This window comes from Pseudoalteromonas sp. Of7M-16 (assembly GCF_022347805.1).
Classification (GTDB): Bacteria; Pseudomonadota; Gammaproteobacteria; order Enterobacterales; family Alteromonadaceae; genus Pseudoalteromonas; species Pseudoalteromonas luteoviolacea_F.
On sequence record NZ_JAKRFY010000001.1, the window covers coordinates 448,464 to 467,240 of the forward strand.

Genomic DNA, 18,777 nt, shown 5'->3' on the forward strand with positions numbered 1-18,777 from the left:
TTTTAATCTTTAATGTCTTAGTACCTACGCTTATAGCGTAGGTCAATGCCCCGATTATGCCTTATAGCAAGCAAAAGTCTTATGCTTCACGATAAACCCCTGAAAAAACCGACTAGCAATGGATTAAATTTGCGCAACTTAAAAGTGAGTAATATCAATAACCATGAAAAAAATTCATCTTTAATGAAATAAATTCAATAAAAAAATCTATCTAGACGTCTAAATGGCTGCTATATTTACCCTACTACGATGAATTAAGTGGGAATGAGACACATGGCTTTATCGCTGCAAGAGAAAATATTAGACCCGAACCAAGGGGTATACTTGATTGGTACTACGCCACCGAAGTTGGGTACCGACAGTGAAAAACTACATACCATAGCGACTAAGTTATTAGATAGATTGCATGAAATCGAATATGACGGTGTGATAATTTACGATATTCAAGATGAAAGCAGTCGTACACAAGTGCCGAGACCATTTCCATTTAAACAAACAGTTGACCCCTGTGAATACAGTAAACTGGTGCGTGATCTATCAAAACTTGATGTCATTACATACAAGAGCGTCGCGCAGCGGGATCGCGAAGAATTCAATCAATGGTTACATAAAACCAAACAAGATTTTGACCTGAACAACTTAGTACTAGTTGGTAGCCCCTCTTCACAAGGTGATATCAAATTAGGCTTGCCAGAAGCTTACCAAACGCTGCAAGCACATCCAGAGAGTTTTTTCTTGGGTGGCGTTACAATCGCCGAGCGCCATTCCAATAAACGCAATGAGCATGAAAGGTTAATAGATAAAACAGCAAAGGGATGTGAGTACTTCATTTCTCAAGCTGTGTATGATGCACAGGCGAGCATTGACTTATTAACTAGCTATGCGCGCACGTGTCGCCAGCAAGGGCTTGAGCCAAAGCGCATTATTTTAACATTTACACCATGTGGTGGAGAAAAAACCCTTGAGTTTATGAAGTGGCTAGGTATCTCTGTGCCTGAGGCGACGAAATGGCGCATGTTAGATGCAGAGAATACCCTTAATGAGTCCATTAAAATTTGTCGAGAAAATCTCGACCTGATTTTGCGCAGCTGCGCACACCTCAATATCCCGCTGGGGCTGAACATTGAGAGCTTAACAAACCGCAAAGAAGAAATTGACGCGTCTATTAACTTATACAGATTATTAAAAGCAACCATGGAACTGCAATTAGCAGAGAAGCAAATAGCTTAACCACAACTTTAATTCTCGTAGTAAAAAGCCCCTTAATTGGGGCTTTTTTATATCTAAATTAATTTCGATTAGATTGGTGAACCCGGTGGCATTGACAGCGGTGCATAGTTTGCTGGCCACTTACCTTCTTTCAAGAAGTGCTGAATATGCTCACCCAAAAAGAGTTCGAATGCTTGCGCTTTGGTGGGGCTAGAAAACAGTGACTGCTCAGTTGCGTCCGCTGCAATTTGTCGCAAATAATAGCGTAGCTGCGCCTGAACTTCTGGAGCAACTTTATCACTGCTACTTAAATTGGCCATTCTATATGCCGTTAAATACTGTACACGGTCATTTAGCTTTTTCGCCATTGGTGATTTAGGGTTTGCTTTAAATACTTGCTTGTGAATTTGAGTGAAAATCTCATCACTGCCTAAAAATCGGTTGTTACGAGCGTGTTGTTGTGCAACTCGGTTTAAGCGCTCAGCATTCAGTAGAAGCTGCAACGTATGTTGGCTCGCCATTTCTGGTAATGCCATTGCATCTAGTGTTAAACCGGTACGGCCGTGAATACTTTCACGATTGCGCGCCTCACCATAGGCCTTAGGTGGGATCAAAGCAAGGATTGCTTCAGGCACAGCCAATGCCTCAGGTGATAGGGTCTCAAGTAATGACTTTAACGCATCGACCTGCTGCTCTTTCGCAACCACTTCAGCACCTTTTACGTCTCCTTCACCCCTTACCTCGTACTCATAATCAACCCCGCCGATCAGCTTGACCACGGACTCCACTTGATACCTGTGGAACAAATATAGCGGGACTAACTTTTCTTCAAGCTGTGAAAGCGCGACACCTGGTTTGATATTTTCAATACCAAAATGCCCAAGGGCTTGTTTACGGATCCCCATTACACGGCGCAGTTCTGTGATTGGGTCTTCGCCATTGTCCCATAGATGGGCAGTAGGATGCGCTCCCCCTTGCGGCCTAGCATCTGCGTCTGAAATATACTCTAATCCAAGCTCTTTTGTTTGTCGTATTACTTGTGCGAGTTCTTCGGCCTCATCAGCGGCTCTGAAGTCACTATATCCATACTTAACAGCTTGAATGTCCCATGCTCCCATACCCGATGCGTACCCTTTACTCACATCTAACTGACCATTATTGGTAAATTGTACGAGTGGGTGCGGATAATCCATAACAGAAGCGCGACCGTCAGCCGATGCAGCAAAGTTGTGAGCTATTCCCAAAGTATGGCCGATTTCATGCGCACTGAGCTGACGAATTCTATCCAATGCCATATCATGTAGTTTTTTCGCCGTTTCATCTCCATTTTTAAATGGCGCAGCCAATGCTTCAGCAATGAGAATATCTTGGCGTACTCGCAATGAGCCTAGTGTTACGTGACCTTTGATTATTTCCCCAGTAAGCGGGTTGATAATAGATGCACCGTAAGACCATCCTCGTGTCGCTCTATGGACCCATTGGATCACGTTATAGCGAATATCCATAGGGTCGGCATGTTCTGGCAACATTTTTACTTCAAATGCGCCCTTATAACCTGCCGCTTCAAAAGCTTGCTCCCACCAGCGAGCACCATCTAATAAAGCCGTTTTTACTGGCTCAGGAACACCGGGATCCAAATAATATACGATTGGCTTTACGGCCTCCGAAACCTTTGCCGTTGGGTCCTTTTTCTCTAGGCGGTGACGCGGTATGTAACGAACATACATCGAGCTACCAAGCGGTGCCGAGTAGTCTTTATGTTCAATGCTCCAAAATCCAGATTGCGGGTGAAAAACACGCGGCTGGTAATTATCGTCAGGCAGCGCAATTAATGAGTGACGTTGATGGACTGTGATTGAATATGGATCAGCCACCGCCTGTCGAACAAACTTCCCAGGCTCACCACCTTTAAACGTCAGTACCGCCTCTAACTCGGTATTTTGTACAAACGCTTTGGATCTCGGTGTATAGACAGCACTGCGGCTGGTATCCAAACTGTAATTGCCTTGCTTGGTTGCTTTTAATCGACGAGAAACACCGTGAACATCCGACATTAAATACGGTGTGTAATCTATCAAAACGCTATCACTATCCTCTGCAACGACTTTGAAACCATGCAAAATACTTGAAGCAAACGCCTCTTTTACACTTTGCTTTTCTGCGTCGTTATTTGCACTTGCACGATAGTAAGTATTGTTTGCACGCAGCATGACTTTGTCACCAAAGCGTTCAAATTGTACTAAATGGCTGCCACCTAACTGCCCGCGATCCAAACCGATATCATTTGAACCCACACCGTAAGGCAAGCTATGTTGCAATAAAAAAGGCTTTGAAAATTTATCGACGTCTAGGTAAATTTTCCCGCTGCTCTGGTCAGCATAAAACGAGTAAAACCCAGGAAAGTGGTTAAACTTATCAGTAAATTCGTCTATGGACTTAATTGCTGCCTGCGCATGCGTTATCATAGGCAGTAACAAAGCAGTGACGAGATAAGGGGTAAAGCGTCTCTTAATCATAATAGTGTCTTTGTTATTTCATGTTTTGTGGTTGTTTTTTAGCTAGTATATAAAATTGTATACAAAAAACAGTAATTCAAGACGAAATTCAGCGCAGTTCGCAGTGCCTCTCTCACATAAAACCACTGCGACCCGACAAACGTTATCAGGATTTAAAATATGCGTAGATTACCACCGGTGTTATTTGAAGATGGGTGCTCTAGAGAATTAGTTTCTCTGATCCGTACAATTTTAGCGGCTTGTAAAGAGATCTCTTTTAGAGTTGGACAGGGTGCACTGTCAGGTGTTTTAGGCTCTACTTTGGATGAAAATATTCAAGGAGAAACCCAGAAAAAACTAGACGTTCTGTCAAACCAACTAATCAAAGACATCTTATTGGAATCTGGATACGTAAAAGCAATTGCTTCTGAAGAGGAAGACTATACAGTTGCTGGTAACCCAAACGCCAAATACATAGTTTCATTTGACCCGCTAGATGGCTCATCTAACACAGATATCAACTCACTTGTGGGCACGATTTTCTCTATTATGGAAGCGCCTGAAGGTTCAGATCCTGCTGATCCCGCCATTTTCATGCAGCCAGGTAAAAACCAAATTGCAGCAGGGTATGTCTTGTATGGACCGTCTACCACCCTTGCCTTATCAACGGGTAAAGGTACGCGCATCTTTACATTAGATAAAACCCATGGCAGCTTCTTATTGACTGAAGATTTCGCAAAAATTCCAGAAGATACTCAAGAATTTGCGGTCAATGCTTCAAACCAGCGTCACTGGCAACCGGCAATGAAAGAGTATATCGCAGACTTGTTGGCAGGTGCTGAAGGGCCTAGAGGGAAAAACTTTAACATGCGTTGGATTGCTGCCATGGTAGGTGATGTACATCGCGTATTATGTCGCGGCGGCTTATTTACTTACCCTGCCGATACTAAAAATCCAGAAAAACCTTATAAACTAAGACTGCTTTATGAAGCAAACCCAATGGCTATGCTAGTTGAGCAAGCAGGTGGGTTAGCGCACACTGGTGAAGAGCGTATTTTAGACATTCAGCCAAATGCGATCCACCAGCGTGTTGCTGTTATTTTGGGTTCGAAAAACGAAGTTGAAGCCTGCTTGAATTACCACAAGTAATTCAACATCCTTTGCATTTTAGGTCAATCTAACAGCGCGACTAAGCGCGTTAGTTTGGCCTTGTCGATGCCTCCCATCAGCTCGGGATCAGATAAGGCGTATAAACAGCCTTCTAACTCTCCCACGTCATACTCTTCTCGCTGTAATAACACCGTCGCCCAGAGTTCTAAATCCGATACATCTATTTCATCGTCAATTGCGCGCAGCAACACTGCTTTGAAGGTTGTCACAGACAATGTGTAAGCCCCCACTTGTACTGTATTGTTGAGCATAACTTGTATGGCATTATCTCTATCTATACCAAACTCAGCAAATGTACATACGGCTTCAAAATAATTCACACTATCCTCTCAAATCTGATTGACTTAACTCGCCTGTGGCACTTCCAGCACAGTCCCATTCATGTATGCAAGTAGCTGTGTTTGACTCACCTCTTTGAGCGCCACATCCGCCACTGAATAACCTTGAAATAACACCACCGCTCGATCACAAAGCGTACTTACTTGATGCAAATTATGGCTGATCAACATAATTGCAATCCCTTGAGAGCTAAGCAAACGGATCAGTGACATTAAAAAACCATACTGCTCAGCCCCTAAAGCTGAAGTGGGCTCATCCATAACAATTATATCGGCTCCTGCATGGACGGCTCGTATAATAGCAACAACTTGCTTTTGACCACCAGACAAGGTTGCTACAGGCGCGTTGAGATCAGGTAAGTATGTGCCTAGTCTTTGTAGAAGTTTTTGTGCCTTTTTAGCCATCGCGTTTTTGTCAAGCCAGCCAAAAAACCTTAAAATTTTATTGGCGTGCAAAATCTCTCGATTTAGAAATAGGTTTTCAATCACGCTTAACTCATTCACCAATGCCAGCTCCTGATGAACAATCGCCAAGCCAGCTTGCTGAGAGGCGCTTGGAGAGTTTAATAACAATGCCTGTTCATTTATTTCTATGGTGCCTTTATTTGGTTGTATCCGACCGGCAAGACAATTGACAAGCGTCGATTTGCCTGCGCCATTGTCACCTAATAACGCGACAACCTCTCCCCGGTTTATACTAAAGCTCACGCCATTTAACACATCAACACCATCGAAGTTTTTCTGTAAACCACTCACTTTTAATACGATTTGGTCCAATGCCGAGCGTTTCATTATTTATTCACCTTTGAGGTAACGATCACTGCCGCAATCAAAATTATGCCTTTCACCATCATTTGTTCATTGCTAGAAAACCCACTGAGAATTAAGCCATTGTTAATACACCCAATAAGCCAAACTCCCAGCAAGACACCAATAATATTGACTCTCCCACCCAATAAACTGCATCCACCTAAAGCCACGGCGGCAATTAGCGCCATTAAATCGGACTCGCCAATGGCATATCTCGCACTTTGCATTCGACCGGCATATAGCAAACCAGCCAATGCTGCAAACCCACCTGACAACGCCATTGCGCAAACTCGTATGCGAGATACCACTAGCCCCATACTATGAGCAGCTGGTTTGCTTGCTCCTACCGCAAATAAATGACGGCCAAATCGCAGTTTGTTTAAAATGGTATGAGCTAAGAAGACCAAACCTGCTAACCACAATATTTGTGAGGGTATACCAATCACTGTACCTTGACCAAAAAGGCTAATAAACTGAGGATCTATAATCGGAATTGATTGCAGCCCAGACAGCTGCCGTGAAAAGCCAGTCAGAAACCCGAGCATTCCCAGTGTGACAATCAAAGATGGTATGCCCAAACGCTCGCATAAATAGCCATTTAACGCACCAATGAGTCCACCAAGTAACAGCGATACAACAACCGCTATAGTGATCCCATAGGATTGAAGTAACATAGCTGCAACCAAGCCGCATATTGCCACAATTGCACCTATTGACAGGTCAATATGTCCAACAGAAAGAGCAAAACTCAGACCAATAGCCATAACCACAATAGGACTCGTTTGCATCAATATATTGAGCAAATTGGCAGTGGTAAAAAATGCGGTATGAGAGAGTAGCACTGTAAAGATCAGCATTGTTATCGCAAAAGCATAGTAAACAAGTGTGTGTGCAGTCAGCTTAACGTGCATCATGATCTTCTCCATGTCCCGTGGCTTCTTGTGACTGTTCCAATACACTTTTTAATATATGCGGCAGAGGTGTCTTAAAGGCAAGACGCCATGATTCGGCGATATTTTCGAATGTCACTGAATTGTAGTTTACCTGCGTGTACAGAGGAGTACTTACGTCCGTTGCTGCACCAGCACCAATCCTTGCCATTAAAGTACCAATTTGGTGGGGGCGATCAGATACAGCGCCATACATATTGCCATGCAGCGCCATATCTAGCAGGTTATTGGTACCAAGATCGTGTGATATCACTTTAACATCTTTGCGATTGGCGATACGAAGCGACTCTATTACGCCTTCAGCTGCGGCATCCCAAGAAACATAAATGGCTTTGAGATCTGGATGCTGAATTAACATCGCAGCTGTTAGTTGTGCGGTTTGGCTTTTTTTCACAAAACCTTTTTTTACCATGAGATGTATATCTTCGTACTGTTCGAGTGCCTCAACAAAGGCTTCATCTCGTTTATTAGTGATATGATAATCTGCCTCATGGTAAATCATCCCCACCTTCCCTTGACTGTCAATTGCTTGTGCAACCAAGTTTGCAGCTGCGCGCCCCATACCTTCTACATTATCGCCAACCAAACCTGCAAAATCCTGACCGTGTATAAACCCGGCGATTGGGTTACTGAGCAAAACCAGCTGCGTTCCCGCTTTGGTCAAGCGTAAATAACTGGGCTTTGCACTGAGACTATCTATGCTCAATGACAGTAAAATATCAGGGGTTAAAGCAGCTAAAGTTTCTAAATCAGATATTTGCTTCGCAGGATCATAATGTGCTTCGGTTACCGCTAGCACTTCAATACCAAGTCGCTTGAACTCCTCTTTCGCCCCCAATGTGACCGAATTAACCCAAGGACTTGAACCATGCCATGCCATAACCGCAGTGAGCTTTGCGTCTTGCACTTTAGCTTCTTGCTGCTGTGTAAGCGTAAAACCGTCACTGCTATTAGCAACAGCGAGATGATTGCAGCTAAGACACACAAAAATACCTAAAAACAACTTGATACACGCTTTTTCACAATGCCTTAGCTTACTTAGCATCATCCAATAGTCCCTTTAATGAAAACCAACATTAGTACATATAATCAGCACACTATGGTTTGTCAATTTATTTTACTAACCCCGGTGTGCTGTGATAGTCGACTGAAAAATTTAAACTATTCGAAAATCACTCTTTGTGTAATAAGATAAGCAGTCTAACGACGTAGTCGATATTCGAGATAAAATTAAAGGAAAAACTGTGAAAGGGTCAAATGCTAAGCAAAATAAAGCCGTTAACTTACGTTTAGTATTGACGCAGATCGTCACCCTAGGACCAATTTCTCGGGCTGAAATCGCACGTAATACGATGTTAACTAAGCAAACCATTACTAACATGGTAGAAGAGCTCTTAGCCTTAGACCTGGTTGAAGAAATTGGCATAAAGCGCACCGAGGGAGCTGGTAAGCCTTCAAAAATGTTGTGTTTAAACAAGTATGCAGCGTTTACTTATGCAGTTCGAATATCTTCCGATACACTGGAATTAGGGGTGTATTACCTCAACGGGGAATGTCACAGCAAAACCACGCAACATTTTGCATCACAGCCGACTGCCGCAGACATAGTTGAGGCGATAAATATCTTTGCAAAAGAGCAAAAGCTAAATCAAAACAAAATATTGGCTGTTGGACTATCAATTCAAATCCATCGCGCTGACGCAATAACCCAGTACCAAAAAAATCAAGCACTGCAGGCGCAATTGAGTGAACTACTCCACTTACCTGTCGCCATAGAAACCACCGCATCGGCTTGTGCAGCCTATCAGATGCTGTTTGGCGAAGCACAAACATTACATAATTTTATATACATTCATATCGGGAGCAAAGTAGAAGCCGCTGTTGTATACGATAGACAAGTACTATTGGGACAAAATGGATTAACCGGCGCCATTGGGGATATTTTTGTGACCCCAGAGCACAATGAAAAAACGGGGGAGCTCGGTACTCTGAATGACTTTGTTTCACTCAACTCTCTGCGCTCATGTCTTGCAAACGGCTCAGAGGCCAACATATCTCTCAGTGAATTAACCCCGTTACAAAACCCTATGTGTGAAAAGTGGATTGCCCGTGCCACTGAGCCACTGCGTATCGCCATTCATACCTTGGAGTCATTACTAAATACCCAGACAATCATTGTTGGCAGCGATATGAGCGAAGCTTGCCTAGATAGTCTAATTGCGCAATTGAGACCATTCATTCCCTCTATCTCTCAAATGGGCGAACGCGAAATAGTTAGATTAATTAAGGTACCTAATATCAGTAGCATCGCATTAACCGGTGTTGCTACTCTCCCACTACATGCAGCATTGAGTAGCAAAAATATGCAAACACTGTACACGCCATCTATCTGGAATGAAAATGCATTGCAACGCAGTATTTTTTCACATGCCTTTTAGTATGCTTAAACTACGCTCCTTAGCTTATTTCAACAGGAAGATCTATAAGCTTTCCCCATTCGCTCCAGGAACCGTCATAAACGTGTAGATCTGAATAACCACATTCAGTTGCTGCCAACGCTAAAATACACGCCGTGATCCCTGAACCACAGCTAAATTGCAGTGCTTTTGTATGCGGCTGAATACCAAATTGAGAAAAGAGCACAGTTAACTCAGACACAGGCTTTAGCAGCCCCTGCTCTGTAAGTAATTTACTATAAGGCAAGTTTACACTGTTGGGGATATGTCCTTGGCGCATACCAGATCTAGGCTCAGCGCCTTCACCAGCAAAACGCTGCGCCCCTCTGGCATCTATGAGCAAAGTTTGTTGGCACTCAATTTTTTCTTTCACCTCTTCTCTATCAATAAAAAAGCCATTTTTGGGCTCAGCTGTAAAATCACCAATATTCGCTGCAAGTGAATAGTCTGCAACGGTAGGATAACCACACGCTTGCCAGTGCTTTAAACCTCCATCGAGTACAAATACCTGTTCAAATCCCATGGCTTTGAACATCCACCAAGCTCTTGCCGCACTAAACAAGCCTTTATCATCATATACGACCACAATATCATCGTTATTGATACCTAATTGGCGTGCTTCAGCTTGAAAGACTTCACGCGAGCACATCATGTTTGGCACTGACGTATTGTGTTCACTAAAAGTGTGACTAATGTCAAATCGCAATGCCCCTGGGATGATAGTATCAGGTTGATAAACGCCAGATTCACCCGGCTTTATTATTCCAGAATCAAGAATAATGACATCTTGTCTATTTTCGTGAAGCCACTGACAACTTTTTAAGTTTTTTATCATTTTCACACACTTATTTGATTAAATTTGGTTAAATTCCTACACAGCTAACGCTATACTAGATAGCTTTAGTGAATATCTCAAATAGTGTATATGGGCAGCAACATCATTGATTCAAGCCAAATGGGGGATACCATTTTAGCTGTATTACCAAAGTTTATTGGTGATGCGATTAACACCCTACCGGCATTAGAGCTATTGAAAAAACTGTACCCAACACAGCGCATTTGTGTGCTGGTGAGACCGTTTATGGTTGGTTTGTTTAGTCGTGCAGAACACTATGGTTGTGAGCTTATACTTGATAAACGCTATTGTGAGAAAACACAATACGGTGTTTTCGATATGATCCGCGAACTCAAGTCATACAACTTTTCGATGGCTATTTTATTTCGAGGGTCTTTCAGAGACGCACTGCAGATAAAATTGTCAGGTATCAAAACTATTGTTGGCTATGCGCAAAATGCCAGAAGCCCACTCTTAAGTCATGCACTAAAACTCAATCAATGTGAGCACTACATTCACCGCTATTGCAAACTTATTAATGATCCCCATGGTCAGCCCTTTAAGCAGTTTAATGCTCCAACCCTTCGGCCAAGAGAACTCGAACCTTTTATTTCCAATAAACGTAATATTGCGCTTTATTTAGGGGGATCAGTCAAAGGAGCTCGTTTTTACCCACAAGACCTGTCGGAAGCGTTATTACAGCGAATAAAATCTCAGCATGACGCTAACCTATACTTACTGGGTGCCCAATCAGAGCAAGCTGACATGAACTCGCTCAAATGTGATCTTGAACGTAAAGGTGTCACCGTGACCAATCTGGCAGGTAGCATGTCTCTTGAAGAACTCGTTGATACAATAGGCATGATGGACGTTATGATCTCTATAGATTCCGGCCCTATGCATATCGCTGCAGCGTGCAATATACCTTGCATTGCTATTATAGGTCAGGGTACATCACCTTGGTCTATCGTTGCCCCTAAAACTGACTCTTTAATTGCACTGCATCACCGTTCCATGTCTTTTAGTGAGTCTCAAATGATCCGAGACGTAAGTCCAGATAAAATTTGTCAGGCGTTGCAAAAAGCGATTAACGCATAAAGCTCAACCTCCTAAACGGCTTTATGATGCTGGCCTAGCCACTGCGTAAAGTCGTCCGCCTTCAATGGGCGACTCAAATAGTACCCTTGCGCGTAATCACATTTCATTTCTTCTAAAATCTTCAATGACTCAACATCTTCAACTCCTTCAGCAACAACAGAAAACCCTAGTTGATGTCCCAAGCTAATTGTTGAGCGCACGATACATTGGTCTTGATGGGAACCTGCTAACTTCAATATAAATACTTTATCTAGTTTTAGTTCGTCAATTGGCAGCATTTTTAGACGCCCCAACGATGTTTGACCAACACCATAGTCATCCAATGATATATGAACACCAATTTCCTTAAGTGCGATCAGAGCTGCGATCCCCTTTTCTTCATTTTCAATCATATCGCGCTCAGTCAATTCAATTGTGATCAGGTTTGCTGGCACCGAATAAGCACTTAACATAGATTGCAAATGCGGAATAAACTCAGCATCGGCAATATCTTGTGCTGACACATTGATGGCTGCTTTCATCGTTAAGCCCTGTGCAGACCACATTGATATCTGGGAGATAACTGTACGCAGTACCCACTGAGTTAAGTCGACAATTAATCCCGATTGCTCCGCCAAATCAATGAATAACTCAGGGGAAACCCAATCGCCATTGTTTCGCTTCCAACGGATCAAGGACTCAACCTTGTCTACAAGGCCTGTGCGCATATTTAGCTTTGGTTGATAGGTCATAAATAATTGCCCATCATCTTCTGCAAGTGCCTGCTTTAACTCATCGACAATTTCTAGCCTTTCGAGATATGCCTCATCTTCGCCAGTTTGGTAAAAATAGACATCTTCAACGTCATTAGATGCATTGTCGGCTGCAATTAATGCCCTTCGAATACTGTCATCTGCATTATCCGCTTGCTCAGGAATGTTAACTACGCCCACACTGAAACGTAAATTAATATCAAAACTGTGCACTGTATAACTGGGGTTCAGCTTATCTAAAAAGTTTTCCACACATTGCGCCATGGTAGAATGTGATTTGGCCTGTAAGACAGTTAAAAACTCATCACCACCAAGCCTAACGTTAAGTCCTTCAAAGCTTGCTGTAACCTGTTCAATTCGCTCCGCCACAGCCTGTATGCAGCTATCCCCTATGCGCGGACCAAGCTTATCATTAATATGACGAAGCCCTTTTATATCCAGCACCAATAAGTAATAAACTTGATCTGAAGAAAATAGAGCATCTAGAATAGGCATCGCAGAGGTACGATTGTAAAACCCGGTCAATGAGTCATGACTTGCTTGGTAACGGATTTTCTTCTCGCGCGCTTGAATGTCATCTCCCATTTCATGAAAGGCATCGACAAGCTGGCAAATTTCTTTCGTCGGCCGAGCCTCATGAATTTGCGCGTGATAGTCGCCCTTGGCAAAGCGCTTTGCCATCACCGTCAGCTGCTGTAAGGGAGTTGCTAAGTTTCTTGCTAAAAAACCGCTGGTAACAAAACCAAACAACATAGTAATACAAGAAAGAAAAACAATAGTTAGCACTAACTGATCAAACTCTTCATACTCAGATCGTAAGTCCGCGCTTAAAATTAAACTGACAGGTACTTTAGTTAGAGCGGGTAGAGCCACTTCCGCATTTACATACAGCGGATATTCGCCAAACCAGCGATGTATTTTTTGCTCATGGAGGTGAGTAAATAAATCCCTGTCTTCAGGGATCTGTATTGAACTGGCTTTCATCCGCTCGCCCTGACTGATAAAGCTCATCTCCATCCCTGTTAGCCCTTTTAGCTGCTCAGCGATGGGTTCATCAACCACAAAACCTACGATTGTAAACGCAATAGTGCGAGGTGCCTTCACGGGTAAGATAATGGCTTGATACAGCTTTTTGTCTAACACCACAAACGCTGAACGTTCTTCATGTGCCAGCAACTCCTTAACTAAAGGCCGCATATCTTGAGGTAGCTCTAGTTGGTTCTGGTTAGTAGAAATCAACTTTCCACGCATATCCAACAGCAACATCAGCTCGGCATTTATTCGTTGGCTATGATTGAACAGCACACTGCTTATGGTCGACGCATCTCTGGTCGCCACAGCCTGCTTAAAACCAAAATCTTGTGTAAGTACAGATGCTGCTGTCACCAATAGACGTTCTCTTGCAACCAAGTATTGCTGGTAAACACTTTGTGCCTTTTGAATGTCCTGTTGCACTTGGCGTTCTTTAAATTGGCTTGTCGACCACCAAAATCCAGCAAGACTAGCCACTGCGGTTATCAATACTAGGCCAACACACAGTACAATAATTCTGTTTTTAAAACTTGTGCCCATAATGTTCCTTTGATACATCAATGAGTTAACAAATCAGGCATTGAATGGCACGCAAGATGCTGCCGCTTCCTCTTTCGATCCTCATCGACAAACTGTTATGGCTAATCCAATCTAAAGACCGATTGTTTTGGTAAAATATTTCAAAAATACACAACTAAGTGCGTAGCTAACCCTAAGCATACTTATGTTGTTAACCAATAAACCAGCAATTCGTATACCTAAAATATAGTTGAAAGCAATCAAATGATACTTGCCTATTTGACAGGTATAGTCAACATTGCGCTCCCCTCAGCAAAGATATTTGTTTAGAGACGGATACAAATGGTGGAGCGAACTTAGCCACACTCGGTTATCTTGTAATCTTAAGTTAAAGTGACTTGGAAGGGAAAATCAAGGAATTCACAAACGAATGCCCAACAATCATTTAAACCACTGATTGCTAGGCATTTTAGCGAGGCTAACTAGTCGATAAGTCCGTATTGCTCAGACAGAATCTCAATGACTTCTGCACGTGGATCTTGAGGGATTACCAGCTCTTTGCCAACAATCTTGCTCGCAATCCCAACATAGGTATCCGACACTGACATCATCACCTCTTGCGGAAGCTGATATGACCTTGCCAATGATTCACGCTCTGGCATACGATCTTTATTTAATAAAACATCGCTGTCCGGTACATTATTAATCAATAGCTGACGGAAACCTTCTTTCGAGTTCTCAATGATTTTACCATCTCGGTATGCCGGGCCATCCCAGATACGTGACGAATCAGGCGTGCCGACTTCATCGATATAAATAAGACGTGTCGCACCATCTGCATCTTCAACGTAACCAAACTCAAATTTTGTATCAACAAAAATTTGGTCAAGCTTGTTCAGTTCAGCTGAGATTAAATTAAAGCCATCACTGAGCAATTGCTCATAACGTGCAACATCTTCTTCTGACCGGAAGTTAAACGCATCCAAATTGTCTGTGATATTACTGCGAGTAATATTTACATCATCCACTTCTGGTACACCATCAACACCTGAAATAATGCCTTTCGTTGAAGGAGTAATTAAAACGTCATCTAATTTCTGGTGCGCCACTAATCCTTCCGGTAATTGAATACCACAAAACTCGCGAACACCTTTACTGTAATCTCGCCACATGCTGCCAGTGATATATTGACGTGCGATGGCTTCTACACGCACAGTACTCGCTTTGCGAACAATCCACACATATGGGTGAGGAATATCAACAATGTGATTACCAGCAAGCCCTGCTTCATCAAATAATTTAAACCAGTGGGCTGCAACACTATTTAAGGCAATACCTTTTCCTGGTACACCATTTAAACCGTTTTCACCTTGCCAAATACAGTCGAATGCCGAAATACGGTCAGAAATCACCATAATTGCCAGCTCTGTTCCAGCAGGCACATCATAGCCCTTTTCTTCGATTAATCTGGCACTATCTTGGTCGGTTAACCAATAAACCGAACGTACTTTACCACTATGAACTGCACCTTTAGTGCGAATTGGTAGATCGTCATTGACGTCTAGAACTTTGTAGCTACTCATTGTATCTCCATAGAGAACGGCTGCGTCTTGCTAAAGGACGCATAATACAGAGGGGGTTAGAGGGGTGTATAATAGTCGAGCGCAGCAAAAATCACAATTGTTTACCGCATTCCAAGGCAAACCGAGCGTAACTTAGTTCAGTCCTACAAACTTCTGGGATACTATGATTGAAACTCGGTACTAAGAGATGTTTAAATGATCCAAATTTCAGATCTCACTTTCAGCTGGCCGGGCCAGTCAAAACCAACCCTTATTATTGACAAGCTACATATCGAGAAAGGCGAAAGGCTTTTTTTACATGGTCCTAGTGGTAGTGGAAAATCAACGTTGCTCGGCCTTCTTGCCGGAATTCAAACTGCCCAAAAAGGCAGTATTTCCATACTGAATGAAAATTTAGCTAAGCTCAATGACGCCAAAAGAGACAAATTTAGAGCAGATCACATTGGCACTATATTTCAAAACTTCAACTTACTGCCTTACCTGAGCCCAGTGGAAAATGTGATGCTCGGCTGTAATTTCTCTCGGCGTAGACAAGCTAATTTGAAAACACAGGGCACCAGTGCACAGACACAAGCATGTTTATTACTTGAAGAGCTGGGACTCGATACTTCATGTCAAAATCGTACTGTTAGCGAACTCAGTATCGGGCAACAACAGCGTGTTGCAGCAGCACGGGCTTTTATCGGTCAGCCTGAACTTATCATTGCCGATGAGCCAACTTCTGCACTCGATGCCGACAATAGAGATATTTTTATCAATCAACTATTCGAGCAGGCAGAACACTATCAAGCGACTATCATATTTGTCAGCCATGATAAAAGTTTATCGAACCTATTCGACCGTCAAGTTAGTTTAAAAGGAATAAATGGAGCGAGTCTATGAAGTTAATGACCCTCGCCTTTAAGAGTATTTCAAACCGAAAAGTAAGCGTATTACTAACCTTATTTACCATTGCAATCAGCGTGATGTTACTTCTTTCTATAGAACGGGTAAGACAAGAAGCAAAACACAGCTTTAGCAGCACCATTTCTGGTACTGATTTAATCGTTGGCGCTCGGACTGGAGACATTCAATTATTGCTATCTAGCGTATTTCGTATCGGCCATGCTAACAATGGACTCTCGTGGCAAAGCTATCAGTATATAAAACAACAGAAAGGCGTTGCTTGGACTATACCGATTAGCCTCGGAGACAGTCATAAAGGTTTTTCGGTACTTGGTAGCGATGAAAGCTACTTCAAGTATTATCGTTATGGTAACAAACAGAACTTAGCATTTTCCCAAGGCCGGCCATTCCATAATGCACAAGAGGTGGTACTCGGTAGTGAAGTCGCCAAACAACTCCACTACCACTTGGGTCAAAAAATCATCGTCGCACACGGAATGGGCAATACAAGTTTTCACCACCATGACGACAACCCTCTTATTGTTACAGGGATTTTAGCCCCAACAGGAACACCTGTAGATAAAACTGTACACGTCCCTCTAAAAGCAATTGAACTTATGCATGGCCCAAAGCACAGCTCTACACAAATCATTAGCCGCAAACGTAGTTCTGATGACCACGACCACGACCACGACCACGACCACGACCACGACCACGACCACGACCACGACCACGACCACGACGAGCATAAAGAGGTTATTGACAGTCAACCAGGAGATTTAATTGGCCAGCCAAAGCAAATCACTGCTTTTTTAATGGGGTTTGATTCGCCTTTGTATACGCTACAAGTGCGTAGAAATATCAATATATACAAACCGGAAGCTCTTTCAGCCATCATGCCCGGAGTCACTTTGAGAGAGCTTTGGAGTATGCTAGATATTATTGAAAAAATCTTGTTGCTGTTTTCAGCAGTGGTTGTGTTGATTAGTTTGTTAGGCATGCTGACAACATTATTGTCTTCTTTGAGTCAACGTCGCAGAGAGCTTGCAATCTTACGTTCCGTTGGCGCTAGGCCAAGGCATATCTTTGCGTTAATGATCAGTGAAGCCGTACTCATAACCGCAATTGGATGTGCTGTCGGTATTGCTATGTTTTATGTGGCAATATTGATAGGAAAAGGTATTCTTCAAGCACATTTTGGGATTTCAATTTCAATATCCATGCTGAGTAACTATGAACTCGCATTACTTAGCGTTATCATGTTCTCAGGTACACTGATGGGGGCGATCCCTGCTGTACGTGCATATTTTTACTCACTCAATGATGGTATGAGTATCAAAGTTTAAGAGGTTTTCTATGAATTCAGTTCGCTTGGCGTCTTGGTTAAGTTTAGCTGCGATGATGTTTATATCTTTAGCAGCTGCGGCAGCGCCACCTAAAGAGTTATTTTGGGATGACTTAATCCCTGAAGGACATGAACAAATCAGTAATCAAGAAGCCGCCAGCCATGATGGCGACGATAAAAACTGGGTGCAGCCCAACTTAGACGCGCCTGTAGTAAAATCACTTGATGGGAAAAGTGTTAGTCTTCCAGGGTTTGTCGTGCCTTTAGAGGGGAACAGTGAGGTCATTACTGAATTTTTATTAGTGCCCTACTTCGGAGCATGTATCCACGTACCTCCTCCGCCACCAAATCAAATTGTTCATGTAAAGATTAAAAATGGCGTGCCCATTGATAGCTTATATGACGCCATAACGGTAACTGGCACTATTAAAGTAGAAAGTCATAAAAGCGAATTAGCACAAACAGGCTATACCATGAAAGCAGTTGGTGTTGCTCCTTTTGAACTTTAACTAAATAATGAGGAAGTGCGCACTTCCTCCCCTCCCATATCTTTTTTATCTCACCGGCCACTAAGCACTTTTCCTTTCATGTAAAAGCTGGTTGGACAATACACTGCTCACAACTGGTTAGATAACCGTTAAAATGACACCCTAGAGCAACCATTCAACAATCCACCCTCCCCGTCATCCCGAACTTGATTCAGGGTTTATGGTGCAAAGTGTTAATGACAATGAGCGAAGCGAATACGTTTACTTTGCGCAAGGTGAAATGAGCCATTTTGACCATTGCTAAGGCAATCACCTATAAAGTCAAGCTACATCAAAAACCATGGGTCCTGAAGCGAGTTCAGGATGACGGTAGAAAACAACGCGATTGTTCTCACCCTTTTCGTCACCCTGAACTTGTTTCAGGATCTATGGTGCAGAAGGTTACCGACAGCGAACGCAGTGAGCACAGTTCTTTCGAGCAAGGTGAATATCGTGCAAAGTATTAATGACAATGAGCGAAGCGAATACATTTACTTTGCGCAAGGTGAAATGAGCTGTTTTAACAGTTGTTAAGGCAATTACCTCTAACACCTAGCTAGTATCGAATGCATGGATCCTGAAGCGAGTTCAGGATGACATCGTGCAAAAGGCTACCGACAGTGAACGCAGTGAGCACGGTTCTTTTGCGCAAGGTGAAGAGAGCTGTTTTAACCGTTGCTAAAGCAACCACCTCTACAATCCACCCTCTTCGTCACCCTGAACTTGTTTCAGGGTCTAAAGTGCAAAAGACTAACGACAGCGAACGCAGTGAG

The 18,777-nt window shown here is 42.9% G+C and carries 16 protein-coding genes; 8 read left to right on the forward strand and 8 right to left on the reverse strand.

Features of this window, described 5'->3' with window-relative positions; genetic code table 11:
- The first annotated feature begins 273 nt into the window (after positions 1-273).
- Positions 274-1,230: a hypothetical protein gene (locus MHN81_RS01995; RefSeq protein ID WP_023400776.1), complete on the forward strand. Its 957-nt coding sequence runs from the start codon at positions 274-276 to the stop codon at positions 1,228-1,230.
- 68 nt (positions 1,231-1,298) lie between these two features.
- Here the strand turns inward: MHN81_RS01995 and MHN81_RS02000 are convergent, their stop codons facing one another.
- Entirely contained in the window at positions 1,299-3,725 is a 2,427-nt protein-coding gene (locus MHN81_RS02000; RefSeq protein ID WP_239424907.1) for a zinc-dependent metalloprotease, read from the reverse strand.
- Between the two features lie 159 nt (positions 3,726-3,884).
- On the opposite strand from MHN81_RS02000, the gene MHN81_RS02005 reads away from it, so the two are divergent.
- Positions 3,885-4,853 (forward strand): class 1 fructose-bisphosphatase, encoded by a 969-nt coding sequence (locus MHN81_RS02005; RefSeq protein WP_239424908.1) that lies wholly within the window; start codon positions 3,885-3,887, stop codon positions 4,851-4,853.
- 23 nt (positions 4,854-4,876) lie between these two features.
- On the opposite strand, the gene MHN81_RS02010 is transcribed toward MHN81_RS02005, so the two are convergent.
- The 4 genes from MHN81_RS02010 to MHN81_RS02025 are packed head-to-tail and all read right to left on the reverse strand — an operon-like array spanning position 4,877 to position 8,020.
- Entirely contained in the window at positions 4,877-5,194 is a 318-nt protein-coding gene (locus MHN81_RS02010; protein WP_239424909.1) for a hypothetical protein, read from the reverse strand.
- A 24-nt stretch (positions 5,195-5,218) separates the two neighbouring features.
- Positions 5,219-6,004 (reverse strand): ATP-binding cassette domain-containing protein, encoded by a 786-nt coding sequence (locus MHN81_RS02015; RefSeq protein WP_023400772.1) that lies wholly within the window; start codon positions 6,002-6,004, stop codon positions 5,219-5,221.
- Positions 6,004-6,936 (reverse strand): ABC transporter permease, encoded by a 933-nt coding sequence (locus MHN81_RS02020; protein WP_023400771.1) that lies wholly within the window; start codon positions 6,934-6,936, stop codon positions 6,004-6,006. The genes MHN81_RS02015 and MHN81_RS02020 overlap by 1 nt, the downstream gene beginning before the upstream one ends.
- Positions 6,923-8,020 (reverse strand): substrate-binding domain-containing protein, encoded by a 1,098-nt coding sequence (locus tag MHN81_RS02025; RefSeq protein WP_239424910.1) that lies wholly within the window; start codon positions 8,018-8,020, stop codon positions 6,923-6,925. The genes MHN81_RS02020 and MHN81_RS02025 overlap by 14 nt, the downstream gene beginning before the upstream one ends.
- A gap of 196 nt (positions 8,021-8,216) precedes the next feature.
- Here MHN81_RS02025 and MHN81_RS02030 point away from each other — a divergent pair, with 196 nt between their 5' ends.
- Positions 8,217-9,410 carry an ROK family transcriptional regulator gene (locus MHN81_RS02030; protein ID WP_239424911.1) on the forward strand — a complete coding sequence of 398 codons (1,194 nt, stop codon included), beginning with the start codon at positions 8,217-8,219 and terminating at the stop codon, positions 9,408-9,410.
- 19 nt (positions 9,411-9,429) lie between these two features.
- On the opposite strand, the gene MHN81_RS02035 is transcribed toward MHN81_RS02030, so the two are convergent.
- The gene (locus MHN81_RS02035; protein ID WP_023400768.1) at positions 9,430-10,263 is read right to left on the reverse strand and encodes a sulfurtransferase; all 834 of its coding nucleotides are present in this window, start codon (positions 10,261-10,263) and stop codon (positions 9,430-9,432) included.
- Positions 10,264-10,353: 90 nt separating this feature from the next.
- Between MHN81_RS02035 and MHN81_RS02040 the strand changes: the two genes are divergently transcribed.
- Positions 10,354-11,361: a glycosyltransferase family 9 protein gene (locus MHN81_RS02040; protein ID WP_023400767.1), complete on the forward strand. Its 1,008-nt coding sequence runs from the start codon at positions 10,354-10,356 to the stop codon at positions 11,359-11,361.
- A gap of 11 nt (positions 11,362-11,372) precedes the next feature.
- Here the strand turns inward: MHN81_RS02040 and MHN81_RS02045 are convergent, their stop codons facing one another.
- The gene (locus MHN81_RS02045) at positions 11,373-13,685 is read right to left on the reverse strand and encodes an EAL domain-containing protein (protein WP_023400766.1); all 2,313 of its coding nucleotides are present in this window, start codon (positions 13,683-13,685) and stop codon (positions 11,373-11,375) included.
- 461 nt (positions 13,686-14,146) lie between these two features.
- Positions 14,147-15,247, reverse strand: coding sequence for a phosphoribosylaminoimidazolesuccinocarboxamide synthase (locus tag MHN81_RS02050; RefSeq protein ID WP_023400765.1), 1,101 nt, complete (start codon positions 15,245-15,247; stop codon positions 14,147-14,149).
- A gap of 195 nt (positions 15,248-15,442) precedes the next feature.
- Between MHN81_RS02050 and MHN81_RS02055 the strand changes: the two genes are divergently transcribed.
- From MHN81_RS02055 to MHN81_RS02070, 4 genes are all read left to right on the forward strand, one after another.
- Positions 15,443-16,129 (forward strand): ABC transporter ATP-binding protein, encoded by a 687-nt coding sequence (locus MHN81_RS02055; RefSeq protein WP_239424912.1) that lies wholly within the window; start codon positions 15,443-15,445, stop codon positions 16,127-16,129.
- A complete protein-coding gene (locus MHN81_RS02060; protein WP_239424913.1) occupies positions 16,126-17,478 on the forward strand; it encodes an ABC transporter permease in 1,353 nt (450 codons plus the stop codon). Before MHN81_RS02055 ends, MHN81_RS02060 begins: the two co-directional genes overlap by 4 nt.
- 52 nt (positions 17,479-17,530) lie before the next feature.
- The gene (locus MHN81_RS02065; RefSeq protein ID WP_231105435.1) at positions 17,531-17,986 is read left to right on the forward strand and encodes a DUF3299 domain-containing protein; all 456 of its coding nucleotides are present in this window, start codon (positions 17,531-17,533) and stop codon (positions 17,984-17,986) included.
- Between the two features lie 269 nt (positions 17,987-18,255).
- On the forward strand, positions 18,256-18,471 hold the full coding sequence (locus MHN81_RS02070; protein ID WP_239424914.1) for a hypothetical protein: 216 nt from the start codon (positions 18,256-18,258) through the stop codon (positions 18,469-18,471).
- Positions 18,472-18,777: the final 306 nt, after the last annotated feature.